The organism is Myxacorys chilensis (genome assembly GCF_059505265.1).
This window is the reverse complement of record NZ_JCACKG010000094.1, coordinates 157,730-183,372: the sequence shown is the minus strand read 5'-3', so window position 1 is coordinate 183,372 and position 25,643 is coordinate 157,730. Positions and strand designations below refer to the sequence as shown.

At 48.6% G+C, this 25,643-nt stretch carries 22 protein-coding genes and 1 riboswitch; of the genes, 10 read left to right on the top strand and 12 right to left on the bottom strand.

Annotation, left to right across the window (positions count from 1 at the left end; all coding sequences use genetic code 11):
• The first annotated feature begins 7 nt into the window (after positions 1-7).
• The 4 genes from rplM (at position 8) to prfA (ending at position 2,367) form a co-directional block, all read left to right on the top strand.
• A complete protein-coding gene (rplM, locus tag AC5JLB_RS06810; protein ID WP_495873089.1) occupies positions 8-466 on the top strand; it encodes a 50S ribosomal protein L13 in 459 nt (152 codons plus the stop codon).
• Positions 466-873, top strand: coding sequence for a 30S ribosomal protein S9 (rpsI, locus tag AC5JLB_RS06805; RefSeq protein WP_495696716.1), 408 nt, complete (start codon positions 466-468; stop codon positions 871-873). Before rplM ends, rpsI begins: the two co-directional genes overlap by 1 nt.
• 68 nt (positions 874-941) lie before the next feature.
• Entirely contained in the window at positions 942-1,166 is a 225-nt protein-coding gene (gene rpmE, locus AC5JLB_RS06800) for a 50S ribosomal protein L31 (RefSeq protein ID WP_495696717.1), read from the top strand.
• A gap of 79 nt (positions 1,167-1,245) precedes the next feature.
• Complete coding sequence (gene prfA / locus AC5JLB_RS06795) at positions 1,246-2,367, top strand: peptide chain release factor 1 (RefSeq protein WP_495873088.1); 1,122 nt, start codon at positions 1,246-1,248, stop codon at positions 2,365-2,367.
• A 225-nt stretch (positions 2,368-2,592) separates the two neighbouring features.
• Here the strand turns inward: prfA and AC5JLB_RS06790 are convergent, their stop codons facing one another.
• Positions 2,593-3,540, bottom strand: coding sequence for an FkbM family methyltransferase (locus tag AC5JLB_RS06790; protein WP_495873087.1), 948 nt, complete (start codon positions 3,538-3,540; stop codon positions 2,593-2,595).
• A 248-nt stretch (positions 3,541-3,788) separates the two neighbouring features.
• The gene (locus tag AC5JLB_RS06785; RefSeq protein WP_495873086.1) at positions 3,789-4,196 is read right to left on the bottom strand and encodes a VOC family protein; all 408 of its coding nucleotides are present in this window, start codon (positions 4,194-4,196) and stop codon (positions 3,789-3,791) included.
• A gap of 193 nt (positions 4,197-4,389) precedes the next feature.
• Positions 4,390-4,482: riboswitch (TPP riboswitch) on the top strand.
• Positions 4,483-4,489: 7 nt separating this feature from the next.
• Between AC5JLB_RS06785 and thiC the strand changes: the two genes are divergently transcribed.
• Positions 4,490-5,872: a phosphomethylpyrimidine synthase gene (gene thiC, locus AC5JLB_RS06780; protein ID WP_495873085.1), complete on the top strand. Its 1,383-nt coding sequence runs from the start codon at positions 4,490-4,492 to the stop codon at positions 5,870-5,872.
• 595 nt (positions 5,873-6,467) lie between these two features.
• Here thiC and AC5JLB_RS06775 read toward each other — a convergent pair.
• Both AC5JLB_RS06775 and AC5JLB_RS06770 read right to left on the bottom strand, forming a co-directional pair.
• Positions 6,468-6,824 carry an Hpt domain-containing protein gene (locus AC5JLB_RS06775; protein ID WP_495873084.1) on the bottom strand — a complete coding sequence of 119 codons (357 nt, stop codon included), beginning with the start codon at positions 6,822-6,824 and terminating at the stop codon, positions 6,468-6,470.
• A 121-nt stretch (positions 6,825-6,945) separates the two neighbouring features.
• Positions 6,946-7,107, bottom strand: coding sequence for a hypothetical protein (locus tag AC5JLB_RS06770; protein ID WP_495873083.1), 162 nt, complete (start codon positions 7,105-7,107; stop codon positions 6,946-6,948).
• Positions 7,108-7,350: 243 nt separating this feature from the next.
• Between AC5JLB_RS06770 and AC5JLB_RS06765 the strand changes: the two genes are divergently transcribed.
• Positions 7,351-7,821 carry a hypothetical protein gene (locus AC5JLB_RS06765; protein ID WP_495873082.1) on the top strand — a complete coding sequence of 157 codons (471 nt, stop codon included), beginning with the start codon at positions 7,351-7,353 and terminating at the stop codon, positions 7,819-7,821.
• A gap of 72 nt (positions 7,822-7,893) precedes the next feature.
• Here the strand turns inward: AC5JLB_RS06765 and nrdJ are convergent, their stop codons facing one another.
• The 7 genes from nrdJ to AC5JLB_RS06730 form a co-directional block, all read right to left on the bottom strand.
• Complete coding sequence (gene nrdJ / locus AC5JLB_RS06760; protein ID WP_495873081.1) at positions 7,894-10,227, bottom strand: ribonucleoside-triphosphate reductase, adenosylcobalamin-dependent; 2,334 nt, start codon at positions 10,225-10,227, stop codon at positions 7,894-7,896.
• Between the two features lie 222 nt (positions 10,228-10,449).
• Positions 10,450-11,727 carry an exonuclease subunit SbcD gene (gene sbcD / locus AC5JLB_RS06755; protein ID WP_495873080.1) on the bottom strand — a complete coding sequence of 426 codons (1,278 nt, stop codon included), beginning with the start codon at positions 11,725-11,727 and terminating at the stop codon, positions 10,450-10,452.
• A 17-nt stretch (positions 11,728-11,744) separates the two neighbouring features.
• The gene (locus AC5JLB_RS06750; RefSeq protein ID WP_495873079.1) at positions 11,745-12,557 is read right to left on the bottom strand and encodes an SDR family oxidoreductase; all 813 of its coding nucleotides are present in this window, start codon (positions 12,555-12,557) and stop codon (positions 11,745-11,747) included.
• 235 nt (positions 12,558-12,792) lie between these two features.
• Positions 12,793-13,038, bottom strand: a complete 246-nt coding sequence (locus AC5JLB_RS06745; protein WP_495873078.1) for a hypothetical protein — start codon at positions 13,036-13,038, stop codon at positions 12,793-12,795.
• A gap of 75 nt (positions 13,039-13,113) precedes the next feature.
• Positions 13,114-14,229 carry a non-hydrolyzing UDP-N-acetylglucosamine 2-epimerase gene (gene wecB, locus AC5JLB_RS06740; RefSeq protein ID WP_495873077.1) on the bottom strand — a complete coding sequence of 372 codons (1,116 nt, stop codon included), beginning with the start codon at positions 14,227-14,229 and terminating at the stop codon, positions 13,114-13,116.
• Between the two features lie 300 nt (positions 14,230-14,529).
• A complete protein-coding gene (locus tag AC5JLB_RS06735) occupies positions 14,530-14,913 on the bottom strand; it encodes a hypothetical protein (protein ID WP_495873076.1) in 384 nt (127 codons plus the stop codon).
• Between the two features lie 368 nt (positions 14,914-15,281).
• Positions 15,282-15,422: a hypothetical protein gene (locus tag AC5JLB_RS06730; RefSeq protein WP_495873075.1), complete on the bottom strand. Its 141-nt coding sequence runs from the start codon at positions 15,420-15,422 to the stop codon at positions 15,282-15,284.
• Positions 15,423-15,640: 218 nt separating this feature from the next.
• Between AC5JLB_RS06730 and AC5JLB_RS06725 the strand changes: the two genes are divergently transcribed.
• Complete coding sequence (locus tag AC5JLB_RS06725; RefSeq protein WP_495873074.1) at positions 15,641-19,141, top strand: HEAT repeat domain-containing protein; 3,501 nt, start codon at positions 15,641-15,643, stop codon at positions 19,139-19,141.
• Between the two features lie 194 nt (positions 19,142-19,335).
• Here the strand turns inward: AC5JLB_RS06725 and AC5JLB_RS06720 are convergent, their stop codons facing one another.
• Positions 19,336-21,762 carry a CHASE2 domain-containing protein gene (locus AC5JLB_RS06720; RefSeq protein ID WP_495873073.1) on the bottom strand — a complete coding sequence of 809 codons (2,427 nt, stop codon included), beginning with the start codon at positions 21,760-21,762 and terminating at the stop codon, positions 19,336-19,338.
• Between the two features lie 648 nt (positions 21,763-22,410).
• Between AC5JLB_RS06720 and labA the strand changes: the two genes are divergently transcribed.
• The 3 genes from labA (at position 22,411) to AC5JLB_RS06705 (ending at position 25,629) form a co-directional block, all read left to right on the top strand.
• Complete coding sequence (gene labA, locus AC5JLB_RS06715) at positions 22,411-22,929, top strand: low amplitude/bright protein LabA (protein WP_495696732.1); 519 nt, start codon at positions 22,411-22,413, stop codon at positions 22,927-22,929.
• Positions 22,930-23,122: 193 nt separating this feature from the next.
• Positions 23,123-24,727: a 2-isopropylmalate synthase gene (locus AC5JLB_RS06710; RefSeq protein WP_495873072.1), complete on the top strand. Its 1,605-nt coding sequence runs from the start codon at positions 23,123-23,125 to the stop codon at positions 24,725-24,727.
• Positions 24,728-24,828: 101 nt separating this feature from the next.
• Positions 24,829-25,629: a class I SAM-dependent methyltransferase gene (locus tag AC5JLB_RS06705; protein ID WP_495873071.1), complete on the top strand. Its 801-nt coding sequence runs from the start codon at positions 24,829-24,831 to the stop codon at positions 25,627-25,629.
• Positions 25,630-25,643: the final 14 nt, after the last annotated feature.

Genomic DNA, 25,643 nt, shown 5'->3' with positions numbered 1-25,643 from the left:
CACTCTCATGGACAACAAAACTTATCTTCCCTCTGTTGCCACGATGGAGCGCAATTGGTACGTCGTAGACGCTACCGATAAACGCCTCGGTCGTTTGGCTACCGAAGTCGCCAGTGTATTGCGCGGCAAAAATAAACCCCACTTTACTCCCCATTTAGATACGGGCGATTTCGTCATTATCGTCAACGCTGAGAAAGTGGTTGTGACGGGCAAAAAGAGTACTCAAAAGCTCTATCGTCGCCACTCGGGTCGCCCCGGCGGTATGAAGACCGAAACGTTCGATAAGTTGCAAGCTCGCTTGCCCGAACGGATTGTTGAAAAAGCGATCAAGGGAATGCTGCCCAAAAACTCGTTGGGTCGTCAGCTATTCACTAAGCTGAGCGTGTATGCAGGACCGAGTCATCCCCACGCGGCTCAAAAGCCTCAAGTTCTAGAAATTAACACCATTCCTGGAGGAGAAGGGTAATGCAAGCGACTGAAGGACGGGTAATGTATCAAGGAACGGGTCGCCGAAAGACCTCGATCGCGCGGGTTCGTCTCGTTCCGGGTGACGGTCAAATCGTCGTGAACGGCAAGCCTGGCGATTTGTATCTCCAATTCAATGCGGGTTATCTAGCGGCAGCTAAAGCTCCTTTAGAAACATTAGGTCTTGAAGGGGAATATGACATTCTTGTGAATGCGCACGGTGGTGGCTTGACTGGCCAAGCGGATGCCATTCGGATGGGCGTAGCTCGCGCCTTGTGCCAGCTTGACCCTGAGAATCGTAAGCCGCTCAAGGTTGAAGGGTACTTAACTCGTGATCCGAGAGCGAAAGAGCGTCGCAAATACGGTTTGAGAAAGGCGCGTAAGGCTCCTCAGTTCTCGAAGCGCTAAGTTTTGGCGTTGGGTCAATTGTTAGAATAGATCAAGCGATTAACGCGGCTTAAACCAGGAGACAGAAAATGGCAAAAGACGGAATTCACCCGAAGTGGTATCCCGAAGCAAAAGTAATTTGCAATGGCGAAGTGGTAGCAACCGTTGGGTCTACCAAGCCTGAACTACATGTGGATGTGTGGTCTGGAAATCATCCGTTCTACACCGGCACTCAGAAGATTATTGACACTGAGGGACGAGTTGAGCGCTTCTTACGCAAATATGGCATGAGCGACGATCGCGCTAACGGCTAGGGCAGCTAGGTTGTGTTGACGGTCGATCCCCGTTCCGATCGTCCTCTCCTAGCGGTAAACCCTATTTTGGCGGTAACTCATGGCTGAAGCATATCTTATAAGCAAGCTCAACTCGGTTGAGCAGACATTTAACGAATTGACAAGACGATTGGCTGACCCAGATGTTGCAAAAGATCCGGGTGAGTTTCAGCGTGTTGCAAAGATGCGATCGTCTCTAGAAGAGGTGGTAAACACCTACGAAGAATGGCGCAAGGCGGAAGAGGATTTAGCAGGCGCACGCCAGGTTGTTAAAGAGTCGGGAAACGATCTCGAATTGCAAGAAATGGCGGCGATGGAGGCGGAAGAACTCCAGCAAAAAATTAAAGATCTCGAAGTTCGGCTCAAGATTCTGCTGTTGCCTAGCGATCCGAATGATGACCGAAATATCATGCTGGAAATTCGCGCTGGTACAGGTGGTGACGAAGCCAGCATTTGGGCGAGCGACTTAGTGAGAATGTATTCTCGCTATGCAGAGCAAGAAGGCTGGCGCATTAAAATGGCGAGTGAATCTCTGGCAGATTTGGGTGGTTTTCGAGAAGCCATTATGGAGATTCAAGGCGATCGCGTCTACAGCAAACTCAAGTTTGAAGCAGGAGTGCATCGGGTTCAGCGGGTTCCGGTGACGGAAACTCAAGGCCGAGTTCATACCTCAACCGCAACAGTGGCTGTGATGCCAGAGGTAGATGAGGTCGAAATCAAAATCGATCCAAAAGATATCGAATTGACGACTGCAAGATCTGGCGGTGCGGGTGGTCAGAACGTTAACAAGGTAGAAACAGCGGTTGACCTGATGCACAAGCCAACCGGAATTCGGATCTTTTGCACCGAGGAGCGATCGCAGCTTCAAAACCGAGAGCGGGCAATGCAAATTCTGCGGGCGAAGCTATACGAGATCAAACTGCGGGAGCAGCAGGAAGAGGTCACGTCGCGGCGAAAATTGCAGGTCGGTACAGGCTCTCGCTCAGAAAAGATTCGCACCTACAATTACAAAGATAATCGCGTGACGGATCATCGGCTGGGTCAAAACTTCGCGCTTGCCCCTGTGCTAGAAGGCAACTTGGAAGAAGTAATCCAGACCTGCATTTCGCAAGATCAGCAGGATCGCTTAGAACAGTTGGCAGCCGAGACGGGTGAAGAAGCGATTGCTTCGCAAGCTCCGTAGGATCGCGAAATAAGCACAATGAGGGTGTCTGTCTCCTAAAGATTGTCAAAATCAGCTAAATTACTTCGTCTAATGTTTAACCTACAAGAGGTTAGGCGGAGTGGTTTGAGCAGATGCGATCGCGCTTTGTAAAGCAGTATCTTGGTTAGCAGGTTCTTCTTGAAAAGGCTTACGTAGAGGCGCTTGGGAATGGGGGCAAGGAGCGATCGCAAAATAGCAAAATGCCTAGCGGTGTGCTGGAATAAAAACCATGTCGAAGCCGTCTTCGGTTTCTTGATCAAGGTTGTATTCAACCAAATCTTGCACAGTTATATCCCATCGAAACCCCTCATAACCCCATGACTGAAACCGTTTGAAGATACTGGTAGGTTTTAGTCCTGACTGACTCAGCTTAGGTGGATTGATCTCGCAACACACAATCGGCTGTACGTTGCTAAAAAACTTTTCTCCCCCTTCAAGGGCAAAGGGTTCGTATCCTTCAATATCTATCTTGACAAACCCAATCTGAGGGCAACCTTGACTTTCCCAAATTCGATCTAAACGTTGAATCTTGATTTGTTCAGCGGCATCGTTAGGGGTTCCCGGTGCGATCGAAGAGCTTCCTGGATCATGAGAAGGGGTATAGAGGGTAACTTCTCCCTCATGAGCGCCGATCGCAGTAGGAACAATTTCAGTATTGCTTACCTGAGAAAGCTCGAGATTTGATTTGAGCACCGCTAAGTTTTTGGACAGTGGCTCAAACGCGTACACTTTTCCTGACTGTTCTACTATTTCCTGGAGGCGCAGCGTCCAAAGACCAATATTTGCTCCAATGTCGTAGCACTTCATGCCCGGTGAAACATAGCGATCGATGGCACAACGAACAGCAGGCTCAAATCCATCTCGGAAAATATAAATGTATCCATGAATTCCAATTCTTTTGCCAGGAAACAACTTCATTCTTGAAGCCCGGTGAATTTGGATTGTAGGATTCCAACGCACAATCTTCAGAGCTTGCCACAGAAGTATTCGAGCTATGACTGTAATGGGATGATCTCGAAACGCTTGGTGTGTTGTCAGAAAACTAAACTTCGCTGAGGCATTTTGGTAGAGATTCTGATATGGATTTGCATTCATTTCTAGCTTTTCAGGAGGGCGATTTTCAGGATTTCCAAAAGTTACCAAATTGAGCATGAATTCTACATTGCACCCTAATCCTGAGTACCTGTCCTTTGGTTGAAACTAGAAAGTTTCCGTGACTTATGGCATATGTTTTTTGATTCCTAAGAATAGGCGGAGCGGTCATGCTTTTCAGTAGAAAGCTGAAAAGCATGACCGCTACAAAGAATTTCAGGGTAGTAGGTTTGCTTTTGGTTAGAAGAATGTCTTAGTAGATACTTAAATACTTGTTGCTGTTACTACACCTCAGCGTCAGGAGATGATTATGTCATTCCTAAGAATTCATAAAAAGTAATGCAAACGCCATTTGGATCAAGAATTGAGAACTCTTGGCTACCCCAAGCTTTATGTTCTAATGCGCCATTAGGGTGAATCAGGACGCGATTAGCTCTGCCCTCTACTGGATCGCGACTCAAATATTCCTGATACAGTGCCTCAATGTTTTTTACTTCGATTCTTAACAGCGTCCATTCTGCGATCGACGAATCTGGATTTTTTTGAAGAAAGATTTCAATTCCGTCTCTTGCAACAAGTGCTAATTCTGGAACATCACTATCTTGCCATTGTTTTTTGAAGCCTAACTTTTGTTCGTAGAATGCGATTGCAACCAACACATCCTCACCGGCTGGAATAAATGGACAAACTTTCTTTAAGACAGGTGCAGAAGGCATGTCAAAACTTAGTGCAAAAGTACTAAATTTTAGAAGGTTCACCCAGCGATTGCAATACTTCTTCAAGAGCAAATACGCAGATTTGCGATCAAGTCTGGTCGCGCAACAAAAGGCAAGAGTTCGTAGACTATCGCAGCACTTATTGACATTTGTTCATCACCCACTCCAGCTTCTGCTCAAGGTGCTAAGCTTATCGATCAGCTAGGGGTGTCCAAATGGGCTGAGAACAAACCCTTAGAACCTGAGACTGGGTAATGCCAGCGAAGGGAAGCTGTTTATTTGAGGAACCGAATATGCGGACAGACTGGATCGCAAAGCGTCGCGGGCAAGCTAACGTCAGCCAAATGTATTATGCACGGCAGGGCGTTATCACCGAAGAGATGCACTATGTGGCTAAACGGGAGAACCTCCCGGTCGAGCTAATTCGCGATGAAGTAGCGCGGGGGCGGATGATCATTCCGGCGAATATCAATCATCCTAATTTAGAACCAATGGCGATCGGCATCGCCTCTAAATGTAAGGTCAATGCCAACATCGGTGCATCTCCCAATTCCTCAGACATCTCCGAGGAAATTGCGAAGCTGAATCTAGCCGTCAAATATGGCGCAGATACGCTGATGGATTTGTCGACAGGCGGCGGCAACTTAGACGAGATTCGGACTGCTATTATCAACGCGTCTCCCATTCCGATCGGTACGGTTCCGATTTACCAAGTACTAGAGAGCGTTCATGGCAATTTAGAAAATCTCACGCCTGATGACTTTCTGCATGTGATCGAAAAGCACGCTCAACAAGGCGTGGATTATATGACGATTCATGCCGGGTTATTGATTGAGTATTTGCCGCTCGTCAAATCTCGAATTACTGGAATTGTGTCTCGGGGTGGTGGCATCATTGCTCGGTGGATGCTGCAACACCACAAGCAAAATCCGCTCTACACTCACTTTGATGACATTATCGAAATCTTCAAGAAGTACGATGTGTCGTTTAGCTTAGGCGATTCGCTGCGCCCTGGCTGTCAACACGATGCCTCCGATGATGCACAGCTTTCCGAACTCAAAACCCTTGGACAACTCACCCGCAAAGCGTGGGAACACGATGTCCAGGTGATGGTGGAAGGTCCGGGACATGTGCCAATGGATCAGATCGAGTTCAACGTCCGCAAGCAGATGGAAGAGTGTTCGGAAGCCCCGTTCTATGTATTAGGTCCGTTGGTGACTGACATTGCACCGGGATACGATCATATTACCTCGGCGATCGGGGCAGCAATGGCGGGCTGGTATGGCACAGCTATGCTCTGTTATGTCACACCGAAAGAGCATCTCGGCTTACCCAATGCTGAAGATGTGCGGAACGGACTGATTGCCTACAAGATTGCGGCACATGCGGCGGATATTGCGCGGCATCGTCCGGGAGCACGCGATCGCGATGATCAACTCTCCCACGCTCGCTACAACTTCGACTGGAGTAAGCAGTTTGAGTTGTCGCTTGACCCCGATCGCGCCAAAGAATATCACGACGAAACGCTTCCGGCAGATATCTACAAGACTGCAGAATTCTGCTCGATGTGTGGTCCTAAGTTCTGCCCGATGCAAACCAAAATGGATGCAGATGCCATCACTGAGCTAGAGAAATTTCTGGCGAAGGAGAAAGATACGGCGACGGCTCAAAGCTAAACAATTGGCTCTCCGTTAAATCTGATCAAAATCGTTGTAGTAGGGTGGTTATTTGCTCGCCCTACTACAACGATTTTAAGTTTAGATCCCATGCGCTGTTTTTATGGTTCAAGCTAACCTTGCTGAAGTAGTTAAACTAGCAGGCCTCTATCCTCAATTCGGGTTTAACAACAAGGATGAAACGTTCTTCTATAAATGCTAGAAGATTTGCCAGAGCTAACCAAACTAGAACAGCAAAGGCTAGATGCTGTCCGTAGGAGAAATCATTCAAGGCAATATTGACATGTTGCTATTGCAGCATCAAATTTGGATTACTGTTATCGAATCCAAAACTTCGGAACTAGCGTTGACTAAGGCAATTCTTTAAGCGTTGATTTATAGGTTGACAGATTTGAAACAAGAAAATTCTATCTTTGGTGTTGTTCTGAATGGCCATGAATTTCTGTTTCTCAAATTAGCATTGTTGCCGGAACCGCGCTATGCGTTGTCAAACGTGTCTTCTCTACAAAACTGAAGTAATGACTTGTACAGAGTTTTACAGATTTTTAAGAAGTTGGGCAGATTGATACTAAATTAGATTGCTGTAAAACATTCCTCATTCCTTTAAATACTTTTGTATTTCCCCCAGCATATTTGTTAGCTGTGTTAATAGCGTTGTAATTTCTGTCAACTTATTATCTTCAATATATTGCTCAAGCTGTAGCGCAACCTTCTGCATTTGATGGAGTCCGACGTTGGCACTAGAGCCTTTAACATGATGTGCTACTTGTGCCAATTGCGCTTTATTTTGCTGTGCAGTTGCTTGAGCATCCTGCCAGGCGATTACTGCAACCTTCGCTGTGGCTAGATGCTGCTCGGTATCTTCTACAAAAATTTCTAGCAACTCCCGCTCAAATGCAGCATTTCCATCTGAAATTGCGTGCAGATGCTCCCAATCGATCGCTAAATTCATGGGTCTTGATCAAGTGAAAACTTCCTAAGATATCGCTCCAATACCCTAGTTTCTCCCTCAGCTTCTACTTAGAACAGGGTGTGCAGAGGTGTTTGCAATAATTGTTACACAGTATCGGTGGCTATGGATCTCCTAAGCACCAGGTCAGCAGTGCGACGATGCTGATTCCTAGGAGCCACATGGGAACATGTAGTCCGTGAAGGAGGTCTAAAGGAACTAGGATGATCCGGGTGAGCAGCACTCCAACGAATAAAACTAAGAGTGAGAGAACGACTAGCAGCATGATGACTCTTCAGGTGCGTTTTTAGACTTTGATTGCGTGTGGCACTCTCAGAAACTGGATCAAGCTGGAGAGTGCATCTACAAGACAACGTATAAATTTTGAATGGAAGAAATTGGTCCGAAATTTCGCGATCGCCCCCAGAACAATATTTCGTTGCTTATACCAAGTTCTTAAGCCAAAAACTTACATGAAACTAGTCGGCTTGCAAACCCCTTGATCAACAACTTTAACCAGGAGTGGAAAGTGAAATTTTGGCAGAAATGGTTTATTAAACGGCAATATATCAGCAGCGGATGTATTGGTTTTATTCTTCTAGGAACAGTTCCTACGTTAGCGCAACCTGCAACTTTTGGATCGCTCACGTTGGGATTAAAATCAATGTCTGGAGTGCTGGCTGGATCAACGGGGGGAAATACGTCCCTCCCTGCGGTCGTCAGTAATCGCGATCGCCACGGTCGAAATTGCCTCGGCTATGGTGACCCCACACCCGATCACACTTTAATTTTGCAGAAGCCCGCTTCAACCCTGCGATTTGCGATCGCAGCGGGAGGCAGTGATCTAACCCTAGCGGTTGTGGGACCGAATGGAGTACTTCGATGCAGCGATGGTGCTTTAGAAGATACCGACTGGCAAGTAGGCACGTATCAGGTGTGGGTCGGTACAGTTGAGCCAAATAAAAGCCGAAATTATCGCTTGGCGGTGCAGGGAAAGTGATTAATTTCTAATAGCAAAAAAGATAGAGGAAACGCAAATCTCCTCTATCCCCAAATGCTATTGACGAAAGAACTATCCTTTCTTCTCAGGCAACATGCATTTATCGCTGTCGCATCCTGCTGGGCCTTCTGCAATCTCTTCGCCCGAATCGTATCGGCTCAAAGCGCTATAAAAATCGTTAGTGCGCTGACGAGTTAACACTTCCGCTTGTAGCTGCTCGTAGGTGGCTTGGTCAATCTTCTCAAACGGCAACCGAGGGAACGGTGCGTCAAATCGGGCTAACAAAGCAGCACTGATGTAACCTTCATTCTGTGCGATCGCTTGATGAATTCGAGCGGCTAAAGCATCAATTTCATCCTCGCGCAGTTCGATCGTGGCGCTAGTGTTGTGAGCGGTGTAGTACTTCTGGACTTGCAGATAGAAATCCATTTGCGCCACGGCTGAAAACTTCTCGATCTCGATCTGGTCGGCTCCGGGCAGCGTCGCCCACGGCACTTCGACCGGAATTTCGACCAGCCACTCTGTACACCGGGGATCAAACGGGTCAGTTAACAGATTGCCGTTTTCATCTTTGTCAGACTGAGATGGCACGATGCTGTATCCGTAATCTAAACATGCCTTGGCGACCGGATCGTTTTTACGGAAGGTGATTCGGCGAATAAAGCGCTGGGCTTTAGGAGGATGCCATCCAGGGCTAGCGCCTGTGAGCAGCGATTTTGTTCCCGCAGGCTGAACGGTGGTGCAGCGATTGGGGCGGCGCAGTCCGTGGCGATCGCAGTAGTCCCACACGACGCGATGCACGATCGCGTTCCAACGGGTGAGATACTCTTTCTCACGCTCCTTGAACTGCAAGCCTGTCACCGTATCGGGTCTGCCTGCTTCCCACCACCGCAGCCACTCCACTCCGAAGGCATGAACAAAGAAGTCAAATAAGCCAGTGAAAGAGACGCCAACGATCGGATCGAGTTCGCGAGAGTACTGATAGCGAGGCTCGGTGAATTGGTGATTCAGTAAAGCCGCGACGGAGAGCGCTCCGGCTGTAAACGCTTGCTCTTGCGCATCGTAATCTAGCGGATCAATCTGATTGAGGTGAACTTCGGATAAGTTGCAGTGGAAATTTTCACCAATTATTTCTCCGCACGGATTTAATCCGTAGCGTCCCAAGCGGTGTTCAATTTCTGCGTCTGACATTTGAGCGTTAGTATTCTGAAGCCACTGCTGTCCTTGACCCGCTTCATACGCTTCAATAAATGCCGCTTTCTGCTGGGGTGTGGTTAGAAGATCAGCATTGGAACGTGCGATCGCTTCCGGTGCATACTGAATTGCGCCCTCACCTGAGTAAAACTGTTTGCGAACCGCATCAATCGATTCTTGCAAGCTTGGCTTGTGGTGATAGACGCGCGTATGATTTGCCATCCGCAACACATCGCGATCGGGGTCAATTCTCCAGTTGCCGTTCGCATCTTGCTGCCACAGATTGTCTTTCGCTGATGCAAACCCAGCATCGTCACTGCTGCCTTGACGCATCCCTGCCGATCGCCGGATATTACCAGCAACCACGCAGGCCGCCGCTTCATCAATTAGCAAGCAGCACTCAACGGGCGATAATTTTCGACCGATTGCACGATTGAGAACCTTTGCACAGCGATCGTACAATTCCGGGAGCTTCACCGGATTGGCAACGCCACCAAAGCCTTTGAGCCGCTCTCCTGCGGGGCGCACGTGGCTAAGGTTAACCGAAACTTCGATCTCTTCCGCCGCAAACCGAGTGTCGCTCGATAGCTCTAGTAATTTTTGATAGGACTCTACCCAACCCTGACGACTATCGCCGACGCGAATCGTGACATGATTGCCGTTGACTGTCATCTCGGTTTTGTCTTGGCGCAGGTCGGCTATTGCAGTTCCAATCTCGCCCACGAGGTTCACGTTCAGCCGATTCCGAATGGCCGGAAGTTGCTCGGTGTACTTCGGCTCTAAAACGGCTCCCGTGCCGCTTCCCATCATGGCAAGATCCATCATCAAGCCGAAAGAACGCCAGTCAGTGACATTGGTGCTGGTGCAGTTGTAAGCTCCCGAGAAGTTTTCAGGCTTGGCAATCCAGCCTGTGCCGCCGACCCACAACCACCGCCCTGAGGGAAGACACCGCATCGTCTGCTGCATCTTCTGAATTAGAGCTTTTTCTTCAGGGGTAAACTTGCCCAGTTCGGCGAGTCCGTTCAGGGTGCGATCGCTCACCTCTTGCCAAGACTCGCGACGAGTTTCTCCCAACTTGCGACTGTAGGTGCGGTAGAAAACGGGATTTGCGGCGGGAGCCGTTGCCGGAAATTGCCCATTCAAGTTGTCTTGAATCGAAATATTCTGGCTATCTGAGCCAGAATGCTTTGTGCGTGCGATGTCTTGAACCATGAGGGACTCCGTAGGACAGCAGATGTAGAGGCAGATTGATTAAATCTGGGATTGTGACTCCATATCTGGGGTCACGCTATATGTGGTGTTTAATGTACACGCTGTTTCAATTTTGTGCAACCTTTCATTTGATTAACTCTACTTAATGTTAGAGATGGCGGAGTTCAAGTGTACTAGATAAATTCTATGGTGATGAGCCTCAAAATTACTGCTGCGAACGGTTTACAGTAATCGCAACTGTGTTTGGGCTGGCTCTAGTTCTTCTGCCAAAACAACCTCGACAAGTGGCTCTTGTTGGGCAAGTAACCGTCTTGCGGCCTCTAAAATCGGCTCTTCGAGTTCTCGCAAATCCTCTCGATTGGACAGGTAAGCTTTTAGCGCATCAAAGGGCGCGATCGTAGATCCTACGCCCAGTTCTGGCAAGCGCGATCGCGACAAGTTGTTGGTTAATTCTGACTGAATCGTATAGCTGTGAGCCAGCTCTAGCGCTTTGTGAATCCGAGCATCATCAAGGTGATCTAGTTGTTCTGGACGAATTTGATAATTGAGGCGTACTACTGCGTTCTCAATCAACTCAGGTTTGAGCGCTCGAATTAACGCCGCTTGCGGATCTTTCTTTTCGGAAAGATCAACTTCGATCGTGCGGAACGATCGCACAGGCAACGGACAAAATTCCACCGTTGTAGAATCGCCGTCTAGCTCAACAAGCACAAATCCTTTATCTTCTTTTTCTTCGCTAAAATCAACTCGCTCAATGCTACCGGGATAAACAACAAACGGATTTTCACACAAAACTTGATGCTTATGGACATGCCCTAGCGCAACATAGTCGAAACATTCGCGCGTAAGAAATGACAACGGAATCGTAAATCCTTTTCCAACCGCTAAAAATTTCTCTGCCCCATAGTTAGCTGTATCGGTCATCAGATGCGCCAACAGCACCGTCGGAAGGTCAGGATTGAGTTTACGAATTTCTCCTTCTAAGGCAACGCGCAAGCGATCGAGCAACAACTGCCCAACTTCCGTCATGGACAGTCCTTCGGTTTCAGGGCGAGTCAACAGTGTCGATCGCGTCAACCAAGGCAGCGTGATCACCTGAACAGCACCATTTCTGGTGTCAATTGTATAAGTATCGAGGCGATCGCCAACAATCACATTCGGCACGCCCAAGGTGCGATAAATACACAAACTCGCGCCGCCTGCGCCTTGAGAATGTTGATCATGATTCCCCACCAGTAAAACTGTAGGAATTTGGGCTTCCACAAGACGGTGAAACTGACGCGCAAATGCTTGTTGAATGTAAGGCGGCGGCGTCGCATCGGGAAAGGCGTCTCCACCAAATAACACCAGATCCACAGGTTCAGACAGGGCGCGATCGATACAGCGTCCCAATGTGGCAACAAAATCTTCTAAGCGAGTATTTAACCCTGTTTCAGGGTTGATCCGTCCGTGGGAAAACCCGCTACCTAAGTGAATGTCGGAGAGGTGAAGAACTTTCATAGAAGAACTTTCAAAGATCAGCGAACCGTGCTACGACGAACCATGCTACTGAAAATGCGATCGGGGAGAAGCTTTCGCAGTAGTAAAAGTGTACCTGCATTTCCGCCTGCTGGATACCGCAGTTTGGCCGATCCATCGGTAGCAGCCCGATAAATAATTTCTGCAACCGTTGCCGGAGTGCCGCCAGATTCGCCTGCTTTACTGAGGTTAGGCAAGATCTGCTTCACAAACGAATCATACGCTGTTAGCCCAGGACGATTCGCAATGTCGGCAGATCGGCTGTAAAACTCTGTCTTGATGGGGCCTGGTTCAATCAGTTTGACGCGAATGTTGAACGGTTCTAATTCGTACTGCAACGATTCTGAGAAGCCTTCAACTGCCCATTTGGTACTGTGATAGAGGCTATAGAGCGGAAACGCCATCTTTCCACCAATCGAGGCGATATTAATAATCGTGCCTGACTTGCGATCGCGAAAATGAGGTAGGAGCGATCGCGTCATGTTCATCAAGCCAAACACGTTTGTCTGAAACTGGCGCTCAATCTGTTCGGGTGTGCAAGCTTCAAACGCGCCTACTAAGCTGTACCCAGCGTTATTAATCAGAACATCAATATCGCCAATCTCCGTGGCCTTCGTTACAGCGTTTTGAATGGAGGTTTGATCCGTTACATCCAACGTTAAGCAGTGAACATTTTCGAGCGTGGTAAGTTCACCTGCTTTTTCGAGCGATCGCATCGTTGCGATCGCGTTCCATCCCTGCTGCTGAAATTTTAGGACAGTGGCTAACCCAATGCCAGACGATGCGCCTGTAATCAATACTGTTTTTGTCACAACGATCAAAATGTCGATTCACATCTTCTCACCATAACAAGGGTACGTGATGTCAACAAAACAGCAGAAATAAGGATGAAGCGAACATAGTCATTCTTTCATCCCTCGGCGTTGCTAAATCCAAGTAGATTTGCCCTAATTATGAAGTGGACAAAACCCTATTTAGATACCTACTTTTCAGATAAGAGAGTTGCTTGAAAATAGTGTTCATTACTATGAGGAACGTTGTTTCGCTTCATCCAGTCGCTAATGCTTCTTTGAGAGGTCTTCCGTTTGCTTCGGGAGTTCTCAGATTGTCTTCGGGAGTTGTCAAATTCTCTTTCGGAGTTCTCGGATTGTCTTCGGGAGTTGTCAAATTGTCTTCCGGAGTTGTCAAATTGTCTTCCGGAGTTCTCAGATTGTCTTCGGGAGTTCTCAGATTGTCTTCGGGAGTTGTCAAATTCTCTTTCGGAGTTCTCGGATTGTCTTCCGGAGTTGTCAAATTCTGAAGCGAAAGTCGCAATGAGCAAACTACATCTGGAACGCAATACCGAGATCCAAAGCAGGATACTATTTCTTAGCAAGTCCCTAAGTACTGCTCCACAATTCGCACAATTCGCTCCGACGCTAACCCATCACCAAATGGGCTAATTGCATTGGCCATCGCGGCGTATGACTGGGAATCGCTCAACAACTCAGCCGCTTCACGAAAAATGATATCGGGATTTGTTCCAATTAACTTTGCGGTTCCTGCCATCACCGCTTCTGGACGTTCGGTGGTTTCTCGCAATACCAAAACAGGCTTGCCCAAACTAGGCGCTTCTTCCTGAATGCCGCCAGAATCGGTTAATAGCAAATAGCAGCGTTGCATTGCCCCGACTAACTGAGTGTAATCTAGCGGTTCTGTCAGAAATACGCGGGGATGACTGCCCAACAACGCCGTCAGAGGTTCGCGCACGGTCGGATTACGGTGTAACGGCAATAGTAGCGCTGTGTCTTCAAACCGATCTAACACCTTAAGAAAGCCGTGAGCAATATCTTCTAACGGTTGTCCCCAATTTTCTCGGCGATGTACCGTTGCGAGAATTGTGCGGTAGTTGCTCCACTCTAACCCTGGAATGTCACAGGCAGGCTGACGATTTGCCACTGCCAGCAGCGCATCAATGACTGTGTTTCCGGTTTGATGAATCTCGCCCAACACCTGCGATCGCTGTAAATTCTCTACCGATAGCGATGTTGGCGCAAAGTGGAGTTGCGTCACCTGCGATACCAATCGTCGATTTGCTTCTTCCGGATAAGGATTAAATAAGTCCTCAGTCCGCAGGCCCGCTTCCACATGTCCAACCGGAATTTTCTGATAAAACGCGGCTAATGCGGCGGCAAAGGCCGTTGTTGTATCCCCTTGCACCAGCACTATGCGCGGCTGAAGCGATTGAAACAATGATTCTAACCCGCGCAATGCTCCGCAGGTAATATCAGTCAGCGTTTGTTTGGGCTGCATGATTGCCAGATCTTGATCCGCAGATAAGTCAAACAACTGCATCACCTGATCCACCATTTCGCGGTGTTGCCCCGTCAGCACAACCTGAGTTTTGAACGTCTCAGAACGCTGAAATGCTTGAATGACAGGAGCCATTTTAATCGCTTCAGGGCGAGTCCCCACAATGAGGCAAACCGGAATTGGATTCAGCATGGAATTTATCGAGTCATACGAACAGGAACATATTCAGCACAGCCGTTAAGCGCTTCGCTAATCAAGCTTTCCGCATTGACCCCAGAATCTGGATCACCTCGGTAACCCGATTAAGCAGGACTTGTCTTCACTAGAAATTGTCTTCATCAGGAATTGTCTCCACTATGGTACAGGAATTCTGCCTGAGGAATGAGATGGGGGGATGATCCTAATTTTCATAAAAAAATTCCCAGCCGAAGCCAGGAATAGTCAGACCAGTTCACCGAAAGACGACAACTCTTGAATGCTAAATCTGTAATGCTAAATCGATAACTGATTGATATCGCAGGTCAAAGGACAAGACGCATAAACAGACGTATGCAATGGGTTCGCTTGACCATTTAACCAACGTAACCACTCGACTTCTTGGGGATGAATCCCTTTCGAGGTTAGTAAACCTGCCATAAACATAATGGCTAAAGCATGAATGCCGATCACAGAAATAATGGCAAATAGAACTCCACTTAATGGCAGAATAGCGTGCAGTGCACCTGCCAACAAAGCGCCGACTGAAACAACTAAAACTAACAGCGGAAAACCGATAACAATCATGCAAACAGTCAGGGTAAACGTCCAAAGCAGAAAGCTTTTGACGGATGACAAGAAATACAAATTGCCCAAATTTTGGCTGCGTGCTAAGGTCATATCGATTCTCCCAGAGCTAGATTTATCAGTGTGATTAAAAATCTGTTTTAGCGATCCCCGCGACCGCTTCAAGTGAATTTCAGTATAGGTAAATCTTCTTGGGGTGGGAATACTAGTTCAAAAAAAGTTAAACTTCAGTGTCCGTAAATCCTCTTTTAAGCAATTATGCTTACTCCGTAAAATTTAAGGTTAAAAGCGCAATTTTCGGCTCTAATTCAAACACTTTCACTGATATCTCAAGCCTTTCAGAGCTTCGATTCAAACGCCAAAAAAGAAATGCAGCAGTGATACTTTGATTTGTCAATCATCTAAAGAAAGACTATAAATTTATTGAATTGTGAACTATTAGCGCGGAAAGTTCACAATATTCATGAGAGATTCAGGGAATGATCCTTCGGAGCTTCACTCGGAACCTCGTAATGCGAATCGCTTTCTAACCCGATGACCGCCCTCTCTAAATTTTCACATTCCGCTCCTGACGCGATCGCACTACTGAATTTTTGAGACATTTTCCCTAATCTCTACTTCTCAAGACGTTACTCCGTACAAACGACTGGGAATAATCACGGGGTCAAGGTTGCATCTTCATCAAAACTTACCCTTAAACATCACATCGTCTGGTTAGCTCCACGGAGTAACGCCCCTTGCTTCGTCTGTATTACTTGCTTCAACTGTGTTAGGTGGCAACCTTGTACCGTAGCCCACCTATTTGCTTTGCAGTGTTTTTATGGCAGTGCGTAACCGACAACTTTTTCTACTTGCGTGTCAGATCAGCCTCCTCTGTACGTCTGTAATACTGCATCCGCCTAACCGAGATGAGAGTGAACGCGCCGACGCGATCGAGCTTTCTGCTTGGACTTGGCAACAGGCGAAGCACGAAGCGTCTGACCTAGCGGACACCTCGGCGAAGAAATCAAGCGTCCCGGTTGCAGACTTGATCCTTATTCTCAAGAACGATAAAGCAAACCTCGGCGCTCGGTTGAGCGCGATCGCAGCCCTGGGTAAACGGGGAGCCGATGCCAAACCAGCGGTTCTTGTTTTGGCGAAAGGAATCAATTCTAGGCAGAAAGAAGTTCGGGTCAAGACATTAGAAGCGTTAGGGGAAATCGGGCTTGCCGCTAAAGCTGCTGTGCCTGGCATCGCAAAAGCCCTGAAAGATGATCAGCTAGAGGTGCAGATCGCGGCGGCCCGTGCCTTGGCAAGCATTGGAAGTAACCCAGGAATCGCTGTGCCAAGTTTGGTCGAAGCTTTGAGCGATCCGAGTAAATCGGTGAGAATGGAGGTGATCGACGCGATTTCTAGTCTAGGAACGGAGGCAAAGCCTGCCATTCCAGAACTAATTCAAGCCCTATCGACCTCAGAACTAGAGGTGCGCTTAGCCGCGATCGCAGCGCTTGGAAAACTGGGAGCGGAGGCAAAATCAGCCGTGCCGTTTCTGGCGCAGTCGCTCGCTGACCCCGATACGGATATTCGGCTCAACTCTGCCAGCGCTCTTGGCAGTATTGGCGCTGAAGCGAGTCCCGCCGTGCCGCAGTTAATTCGAGCGCTGAGTCATGCCGATCACAAAACGCGATCGTTTGCTGCGATCGCGCTGAACAGAATTGGCAGTCCTGCCAAAGCGGCAGTTCCTCAACTCACAAAAACGCTGAGCGATGCTGACAAAGATGTGCGATCGCAATCGGCGGTGGCACTGGGGCGCATTGGGCTAGAGGCGAGAGAAGCCCTGCCCGAATTAGTCAAATTGCTGAGCGACGAGAATACTGGAGTGCGGCTCAACGCGGCGAATGCCGTCCGCCTGATCGCAGCAAGTCTGCAAGACAAAGCGCCATCCCTATCCGTCGTCGAAATCCATACCGCTTATACGATTCTAGGAACGGCCTTACCTCTGTTAGAAGATCCCAAAGCTCAGTTCAACGAAGAATTAGTGATTTCGGTGCGGCGATCGATTAGCGTACTGAAAAACGAAAAAGATTCCCGTCCGTTTGAGCGGGTGGTTGAGTGGGGACAGGCCAATCCTGCGATCGCAGGCGTGCTGCTCTATCTGATCGCCATGCCGAGCCTGTGGCTCGCTATTCTATTGGTCCGTCCGTCTTGGCTGCTCAAACTGAACAACGCCCTCAAGCCCTACACCGATTTTGAAATTCCCAGTCCAATGGGCGGCAGCATCAAAGTACCCCTGCGGTTTGTCTTATTCGTGGGCTGGTTTCACTACCATCCCAGAGTGCTAGATGCATGGGTCGGTCAGCAAATCGATGGGGCACGCGAAGGCTTTGCGCACAAAAACACCGTCAGCGATCGTAAGGTCTACATTCCGATTCCAGTCGTTCTCGACGGCAACACCGTTCCGGAACTAGCGAATCATGATCTGCACACGACGTTTTGGGATGGGCGGCAATGTCTGCTGATTTGGGGAGAAGGGGGAATTGGTAAAACAAGTTTGGCGTGTCACTTAGCCAAATGGGCAATGGCAGATAAACGACCCCAACGCCTCTGCGGTCATCGCATGTTGCCCGTGTTGATCGAGCAGGAACTAGACTTCAAACTTCCTGAGGGCAAAAATCCCTTTCGCGAAGCGATTCGCGGACAGCTACAGGCGCTAATCGATGCGTCAGAACCCATTTCAGATGACTTTCTAGAAAAGCTACTGAGGCAGCGACGCATCTTGGTGATTGTCGATCGCTTGTCAGAACTGAGTGAAGAAACTCGGCAGCAGATTCGTCCTGGACATCCAGACTTCCCGGCGAATGCGCTGATCGTCACGTCACGGGTTGAAGAGACGCTCGACGAAGTGCCAAAAACAACGATCAAACCGCTCCGCATTGAAGGCAATCGCCTGTCTTCCTTTCTAGAGGCGTATTTGATGCAACGCAGCAAGCGCGAACTCTTTACCGATTCTGAATATTTCGACGCCTGTAGTCAATTATCAAAAATGGTTGGTCAGCGCCACATCACCGTGCTTCTCGCGACCCTCTATGCTGAACAAATGATCGGCAAAAAAGAAGGTATTAACGACGAAAGCACGCTGCCCGATAACATTCCTGACTTGATGCTGAGCTATTTAAATGAACTCAATCGCGACGCCGCCGCCGATGAGCCAACCAATCTAACGGTGCATGAAGACGCGAAAATCATTGCCTGGGAATGCTTAAAGCAATACTATCGCCCTGCCCCTGCCAAACGCGAAGCGATTCTAGCAGAACTGCAATCCTTTGGAGCGTCGCAGGGTGAAACCAGTCTTAATGAAGAAGCGGCCAAAGCGCGGCTGAAGCATTTAGAGAAACGCTTGCGGATCGTGCAAGCGATCGGTCCGGCTCAAGATCAAATTTGCTTTGCCCTCGACCCGTTAGCTGAATGTTTAGCGGCACTGCACCTTGTCGAACGCTATGGCAGCGACAGAACGTTGTGGCAGGACTGGTTATTGTTAGCCGATGCGATGCCGGGTGCGCCCGAGAGTATTCAAGGCTTTCTCCTGGCAATGCGAGACTGCTGCTTGACGCGAGGCACAGAAATCAATATTCCTGATTTTGTATTAGAAGGGTTGGGTCAGCGAGTGGGTCTCAGCCCTGAAACGCTGCGAAAATCTCAAATTGAGCAACGAATGCGGCGGTTAGCGCCGCTCTTGTCTACTGGAGATACCACAGCGCGGCTAGATGCGATTCGAGAACTGGGCGAACTAGGTGCTGCCGCAAAAGGCGTATTGCCTGCTTTGATCCGAGAGCTTCAAGATCGCGAATGGCAAATTCGGCGAGAAGTGGCTCGGTCGATGGGCCACATTGGCCCAGAAGCGCGACTAGCAATTCCCGCGTTAATGGAGCGATTACGCGATCCAGATCGACGAGTGAGCGGAGAAGCGATCGCAGCGCTGGGCAAAATGGGAACGGGTGCTCTTCCTGCCTTGGTGACAGCACTGGAATCTCAGCCTGCTCATGTTCGCAGTACAGCCGCCTGGGTACTGGCGAGCTTTAATTCTGCCGCCAAATCAGCCGTTCCAGCGCTCATTGCCGCCCTCAAAGATGACGACTGGCAGGTGCGGTGGGTAGCTGCCTATGCATTGGGCTGCATTGGCCCAGATGCCAAGTCTGCCATTCCTGCTTTGATCGAAGCGTTTAGAGGCGAGTATGAATTAGTCAGCAAAGAGGCCAGTCGGACGCTTTGGCGCATCAGCGGAGAAGCAGAAGCGATCGTCGCCGCGCTCAGTGACTTGGGACACGCAAACAACAGAAACTGAGCGATGTCTTCCTGATTTGCACTCTGAACTAGAGGAACACCTTTAACGCAAAGATGAAAGAGTGAGGGATGAGAAACCAGAAGTAGATCTAATGTGGAAGACCAACACTACCGCTCACCTGTTGTAAATCAGAGCATCACAACCCATTCCCAAAAACAATTCATCCCTTATCCCTCATCCCTTTCTCAAACCTTCTATTCCATTTGCGGCGGCTCCGTTTGCGGTAGTTCGTCAGACACAAAAGTTTCGGGCCAAGGTCGAGTCGTCGTGATGTCTTCCTCACCCGTTCCCTCGATCCGCAAATCGTCTAGCATCAACGAAAGTGTAGACAAATCAGTTAACTTCATCAAATCTTGCAGTGCCGTGATCGCCGATTGATAGCGCTTCTGAAAATCGTAATGCACCATTTTTGTCAAAATGGCGGCTAAAGGAGGACTGACGATCGCTTTCTCTCGCCATTGCACCTCGCCCGTTTGCGGATCATCCTTGAGTTGGCTGGGCGGCAAGCCTGTTAGCGCCTGAATGCCCATCATGCCCACAGCGTAAATGTCACTATTGAAGCGGGGATTTCCGGCGCATTGCTCTGGCGGCATATAGCCCTGCGTGCCGATTCCAATCGTTCCTGAAAACAAACGATCGTCTAAAATCTGATCGTGCAACGCCTTGACGGCCCCAAAATCAATCAGCACTAGTCTGCCATCGGACTGCCGCTTAATCACATTACTCGGTTTGATATCGCGGTGAATCACATTTTTGCTATGAACAAAGCTCAGGACTTCCAGAAGCTCTTTCAAAATGGTGACGATTCGAGATTCGGGCAAGTGTCTGCCCAACGACAACTCTTCACTAAGCGGCGGACCGGAAATGAATTCCTGCGCTAAATAAAATTCTTGATCTTCCTCAAAATACGCCAGGAGACGCGGAATTTGCTCGTGTTCTCCCAAGCGTTCGAGTGTCTCTGCTTCCACCTGAAACAGACGCCGCGCTAACTGCAAATGCTTCGGATTATTTGTGCTAGGACGCAATTGCTTCACCACGCACTGAGGCGTACCAGGTCGCTGAATGTCTTCTGCAATATACGTTTCTCCAAAACCGCCCGATCCAAGAACTTTCGTAATTTTGTAGCGTCCGCCTAAATTTTTGCCCAAAATTTCGAGTTCTCGTTCCTGCAATAGATCCTTAAAATCGTCTTGCCCACTAATCAGTTCTTGCACCAAGGGCGATCGCGAGTAATGCTTGAGAGTCTTCCGAAACCGCTGCTTGTTGCGATAGTCGCTGACAAGTCCGGTTCCTAGATATGAGATGCCGACGAGCGCGATCGCACCCATTGGCGCAACTATCGGCACAATGATTGAGGCTTGAGTGAACAGCACATAAGCAACGCCAGACCAAAACAGCGCGATCGCAAGTGCCCATCCTAATCGAGCGGTTGGTAGCTTGGTCAACCGGAGTAGCCCTCCAGCACTCGCAACCATCAAACATACTGCTAATCCGGTGATTTCTGGATTGGGAAACGCCGTGCGCAGCGACCGGAATTCTAGAAGAGATGCGATCGCATTGGCATGAAGCTCAACCCCTGGCATCGTCCCCATCGGCGTGCTGATTTCATCCCCTACTCTAGAGGCGACCGGACCTATTAGCACAATTTTGTCTTTAAAGATGCGACCTTGTTGGAGGTAAGCATCGTTCCAGTTTTCTGGCGATAGCACGGTCCAAAACGGGATTCGTTTAAAGGTTCCAGCCCCACCGTAGAAAAAAATATTTTCTCCCTGAGGGTGGGCATACTTCACGCCACTCGCTTTCAGCGTTGCGTCTGCAAACGACTCAATCTTTTCGGCTCGCAGCAAGTCCATACCAGACGACTCTTGCCGGATAAACTCACTTCCAAACCGATGCACCCGCTCGTCTGGCTCTACGGGAAATTTGATTAAGCCATAGGAAGCGTTGGCGGTGCGAAACGGGCAGAACGGTAGACTAATGCGCGATTGCGCTCCTTGCCGCTGCTTCAATTGGTCTAAATCGGTCGCGAGAGTAACTTTTCCGTCGTAGCGTTCTAATACCGATTGCAGTTGCTGATCATCGTCCGACACTAGAATATTGTCGTTAGAGCAATCAGAAGAAGCTTGACTATCGCCCCCAAAACTACTGGGCAAATCCCACCGCACATCGACCGCCACCGATTTTGCGCCCGCTTGCAGCACCTTCTCGATCGCTTCAGCATACGTCGCTCGTCTGAGCGGCCAACTCGACCCGGATAGCTGCAACAGAGATTCATCATCGACTGCCAAAATTACCACCTGCGTGGGAGAAGGAACTGATCCCCGAACGCGTAGGAGGACACTTTGCGCCTGCCGCTCCCAAGCTTGCAGCGGCGCAAACTGAGTCGCGATCGCAGAGCCTGCCGCGATCGCCCAAAATATCATCAATCCATGACCCAACTGCTTCAGTCTTAGCGGTGACCCCCGACCTTGCTCTGGCAGCGTGGGGGCTGCTTCATCAGACAGCGTCAGGGTGCGCTTAGCCGTTGTAGACGAGATAGGAGCGGTTGATTTCAGTATGCCTGAGCGCAACGTTAGCGTCAGCGATTGCAGAAACCCTGCCGATGATCGTTTCTTGGGCATAAGCGGTTTGGTGGCAATTTAGATCAGTTTAGATCGTTGGGCAACTGAATCGTGTTAGGAGAATTTGATTCTCATCAATTTAGACTGCATCCTAGCCCCAGTCGGTTCTCTGTAAGCTCGCTCTTTGGTCTACTTAATTCTACGACGAGCATTCGATAAATTCTGAAACCGCACATTCCCTCCCTATTGTTTGAAGAATTGGTGCTCTCAAAAGTAAAGAAATCTATCTATAAGATGAGGAATTCATCTGATTGATCGCAGTTCACTTTATTGAAAGGGTCTGTATCCAGCGCAAGTTTACCTTGCACACTCAATGTTATAGAAACCTGAATGTTAGAAAAACCGCCGTCTACAGTCGCTGCCAATTTTCTTGTATATCCACTCTCTATATCGTTTTCCTATCCAACTGTTTCTCTGTATCTCTTTCTGGCTCAGCGACTTCGGTGGTTAGAGCAAAGTTCCGGCTTATCAGGCGGCGCTTTCTAGATTTCAAGAGAAGCATATCGTCAGTAGTTTTACATAAATACGTCTGATGCGGGGCAAATCGTCATCCCCGAATCAATTTGGTTTCGCGTTTTCCTTTGTTTTCCGTTGTTAGAATTAATTATTCACATGCTAGTTTCTACAAATTCTGGGTCTAAGCCTGCTATGCGTTATTTGATGAACCGTCTATCCATATTTGTGGACGGCAATAATATGTTTTATGCTCAGCAGAAAAATGGGTGGTTCTTCGATCCAAAACGAGTACTGGAGCATTTTACAACTGAGCGCGGAGTTGAATTAGTCAATGCGTTTTGGTACACCGGACTGAAAGATCCGCAAGACCAGCGGGGCTTTCGCGATGCGCTGATCAGTCTCGGCTACACGGTTAGAACTAAAATATTGAAAGAATATTATGACGATACCTCTGGGCGCTACTCGCAAAAAGCGAACTTAGATATCGAAATTGTGGTGGATATGTTTAATACGGTCGAGCAGTACGATCGCGTCATTTTATTTAGCGGAGATGGCGATTTTGAACGCGCGATCGAGTTTCTCAGGTCAAAGAATACTCACATTACGGTCGTCTCGACCGAAGGCATGATCGCCCGTGAGCTGAGGAATGTCACCGACCGCTATATTGATCTCAACGATATTCGAGCCAAGATCGAAAAAGCTGATTATTAAAACCGCCTACTATCTCGCTACTATCTACTTACAGTAAAAGTCTCCAAACGAGATTAAAGTCCATACTAAAGTCTAAAATAAGGGCTATACGATCGCCATTAGCGATAGCGTTTGATCGAGATGCAGGTTGCCAATCCATGAAGGGCGACTTGCCAAGATCTGCTATGCCCGTTCTCTACCCCCTAATTGAGCCATGAACGTTCAATCACAGCCGAATCGAATTATCATTTTTGACACGACCTTGCGCGATGGCGAACAGTGCCCTGGCGCAACGCTTAATGTCGATGAAAAACTGACGATCGCACGGCAACTTGCTCGCCTCGGCGTAGATGTGATTGAAGCGGGATTTGCGTTTGCCAGTCCAGGCGACTTTGAAGCGGTGCAAAAAATTGCTCAAACAGTGGGCACGCCTGACGGCCCTGTGATCTGTAGCTTGGCGCGGGCGATTCCAAACGATATCAAAGCGGCAGCCGAAGCGCTTAAACCCGCCGCGAAGGGCAGAATTCACACCTTTATCTCAACGTCGGATATTCATCTGGAATATCAGTTGAAGAAGACTCGCGCGGAAGTCTTGTCGATCGCAGAAGAAATGGTTGCCTATGCCAAGTCGTTTGTGAATGATGTCGAGTTTTCACCAATGGATGCCGCGCGATCAGATCCAGAGTATCTGTATCAGGTGTTGGAACGCGCGATCGCAGCGGGTGCTACCACAATTAACATCCCCGACACGGTGGGATACATGACGCCGAGCGAGTTTGGTGAGATGATTCGCGGCATCCGAGACCATGTGCCGAACGTCGATCAAGCGATTATTTCCGTCCACGGTCACAACGACTTAGGCTTAGCTGTGGCGTGCTTCTTAGAAGCCGTTAAAAATGGCGCACGACAGCTTGAATGTACGATTAATGGCATTGGCGAACGCGCCGGAAATGCGTCTCTCGAAGAATTGGTGATGGCGCTGCATGTGCGTCGTCAGTACTTTAATTCGTTCTTAGGGCGTCCGGTTGAGTCGGACGCGCCTCTGACGCAGATTAACACTCAAGAAATCTATAAAACCTCTCGCATGGTTTCGACCTTGACGGGAATGTTAGTCCAGCCGAATAAAGCGATCGTTGGGGCGAATGCGTTTGCTCATGAGTCGGGCATTCACCAAGACGGAATGCTGAAGAATCGGCAAACCTACGAGATTATGGATGCTCAAACGATCGGGCTAACCAATACGCAGCAGCTTGTATTGGGCAAGCATTCTGGTCGCAATGCCTTCCGCACTCGTCTGAAGGAACTGGGCTACGAGCTATCCGAGCAAGACCTCAACAAAGCCTTCTTGCGGTTTAAAGAACTGGCGGACAAGAAAAAAGAAGTCGGCGATCGCGATATAGAAGCGATTGTCAATGATGAAGTCCAGCAAGTTCCCGATCTATTTCGATTGGAGTTGGTGCAGGTTTCCTGCGGAAATCGCTCTTGTCCGACCGCAACAGTATCGTTGATCAATCCTGACGGTGAAGAATTGACGGATGCGGCGACCGGAACCGGCCCCGTCGATGCGGTGTACAAAGCCATTAACCGCGTGGTGAATGTGCCCAACCAGCTGATTGAGTATTCGGTGCAGTCGGTGACGGCAGGAATTGATGCGATCGGGGAAGTGACGATTCGGTTGAAATATGGCGATCGTATTTTCTCTGGTCATGCCGCTAATACAGACATTATTGTGGCGTCGGCTCAAGCCTATGTGAATGCATTAAATCGCTTGTATGCCTCGTTGCAGCCTGCTGAACTCGTAGCAGCACCCGTTAACTAACGAAGAATTTGTAGAATTTCACTCTTGGTTCTACAAAGCTTCATTCAGTGTTATTTTGGGGTGGTTTATCGCCGCCCCTTTTTGATGTTGTCCTGAACCCTATGCAAGACGATTTACTCCGCCGAGAGCAAGATTTTCACGATCAGTGGGCAAGCACGATCGACATCGACGGAATTCAAGTCAGAGACTATTTTGAAGCCTGTACTGCTCCTGAAAATCGGTTTATTTTGAGGCAGTTGGGCGATGTGCGAGGGAAATATCTGCTCGATTTGGGGTGCGGTGCAGGAGAGAACAGCGTTTATTTTGCTCAACTAGGAGCGCGGTGTGTCGCGACCGATTATTCACCTGGAATGGTGGAAGTTGCGACGAAGTTAGCGGCGCGCAACGGAGTTCATGTCGAGGGTAAAGTGATCAATGCGATGGCGATCGACTTTCCTGACAACACGTTTGATATTATTTACGCCTCTAACTTGTTGCATCATATTCCCCATCCTAAAGTGACGCTGCGAGAAATGCATCGCGTCTTAAAACCCGGTGGCAAAGCCTGTTTTTGGGATCCGTTAAAACACAATCCAGTAATTAATGTCTATCGCAGAATGGCAACGGAAGTGCGAACCGAAGATGAAACGCCGTTAGATATCAATCTTGTCAATTATATTGAATCGCTGTATTCACAAACAAACTATGACACCTTTTGGTTAGCCAGTTTATGGATTTTTCTGCGATTTTATCTCATTGAAAAAGTGAATCCAAATGAAGAACGATATTGGAAAAAAATCATTGTCGAGCAAGCAAGACTAGAGAAAACGTATCTCCGGTTAGAAAAGCTCGATAAGATTCTGAAAAAGCTGCCATTGATGAAACGCATGGCTTGGAATCTGGCAGTGGTGACGACAAAATAATTTTTTGACAGGCG

What these genes read in the sequence shown, in the direction of transcription:
- rplM (WP_495873089.1), top strand. Translation starts at nt 8, where the DNA reads ATGGACAACAAAACTTATCTTCCCTCTGTTGCCACGATGGAGCGCAAT.
- rpsI (WP_495696716.1), top strand. Translation starts at nt 466, where the DNA reads ATGCAAGCGACTGAAGGACGGGTAATGTATCAAGGAACGGGTCGCCGA.
- rpmE (WP_495696717.1), top strand. Translation starts at nt 942, where the DNA reads ATGGCAAAAGACGGAATTCACCCGAAGTGGTATCCCGAAGCAAAAGTA.
- prfA (WP_495873088.1), top strand. Translation starts at nt 1,246, where the DNA reads ATGGCTGAAGCATATCTTATAAGCAAGCTCAACTCGGTTGAGCAGACA.
- AC5JLB_RS06790 (WP_495873087.1), bottom strand. Translation starts at nt 3,540, where the DNA reads ATGCTCAATTTGGTAACTTTTGGAAATCCTGAAAATCGCCCTCCTGAA.
- AC5JLB_RS06785 (WP_495873086.1), bottom strand. Translation starts at nt 4,196, where the DNA reads ATGCCTTCTGCACCTGTCTTAAAGAAAGTTTGTCCATTTATTCCAGCC.
- thiC (WP_495873085.1), top strand. Translation starts at nt 4,490, where the DNA reads ATGCGGACAGACTGGATCGCAAAGCGTCGCGGGCAAGCTAACGTCAGC.
- AC5JLB_RS06775 (WP_495873084.1), bottom strand. Translation starts at nt 6,824, where the DNA reads ATGAATTTAGCGATCGATTGGGAGCATCTGCACGCAATTTCAGATGGA.
- AC5JLB_RS06770 (WP_495873083.1), bottom strand. Translation starts at nt 7,107, where the DNA reads ATGCTGCTAGTCGTTCTCTCACTCTTAGTTTTATTCGTTGGAGTGCTG.
- nrdJ (WP_495873081.1), bottom strand. Translation starts at nt 10,227, where the DNA reads ATGGTTCAAGACATCGCACGCACAAAGCATTCTGGCTCAGATAGCCAG.
- sbcD (WP_495873080.1), bottom strand. Translation starts at nt 11,727, where the DNA reads ATGAAAGTTCTTCACCTCTCCGACATTCACTTAGGTAGCGGGTTTTCC.
- wecB (WP_495873077.1), bottom strand. Translation starts at nt 14,229, where the DNA reads ATGCTGAATCCAATTCCGGTTTGCCTCATTGTGGGGACTCGCCCTGAA.
- AC5JLB_RS06735 (WP_495873076.1), bottom strand. Translation starts at nt 14,913, where the DNA reads ATGACCTTAGCACGCAGCCAAAATTTGGGCAATTTGTATTTCTTGTCA.
- AC5JLB_RS06730 (WP_495873075.1), bottom strand. Translation starts at nt 15,422, where the DNA reads ATGTCTCAAAAATTCAGTAGTGCGATCGCGTCAGGAGCGGAATGTGAA.
- AC5JLB_RS06725 (WP_495873074.1), top strand. Translation starts at nt 15,641, where the DNA reads ATGGCAGTGCGTAACCGACAACTTTTTCTACTTGCGTGTCAGATCAGC.
- AC5JLB_RS06720 (WP_495873073.1), bottom strand. Translation starts at nt 21,762, where the DNA reads ATGCCCAAGAAACGATCATCGGCAGGGTTTCTGCAATCGCTGACGCTA.
- labA (WP_495696732.1), top strand. Translation starts at nt 22,411, where the DNA reads ATGCGTTATTTGATGAACCGTCTATCCATATTTGTGGACGGCAATAAT.
- AC5JLB_RS06710 (WP_495873072.1), top strand. Translation starts at nt 23,123, where the DNA reads ATGAACGTTCAATCACAGCCGAATCGAATTATCATTTTTGACACGACC.
- AC5JLB_RS06705 (WP_495873071.1), top strand. Translation starts at nt 24,829, where the DNA reads ATGCAAGACGATTTACTCCGCCGAGAGCAAGATTTTCACGATCAGTGG.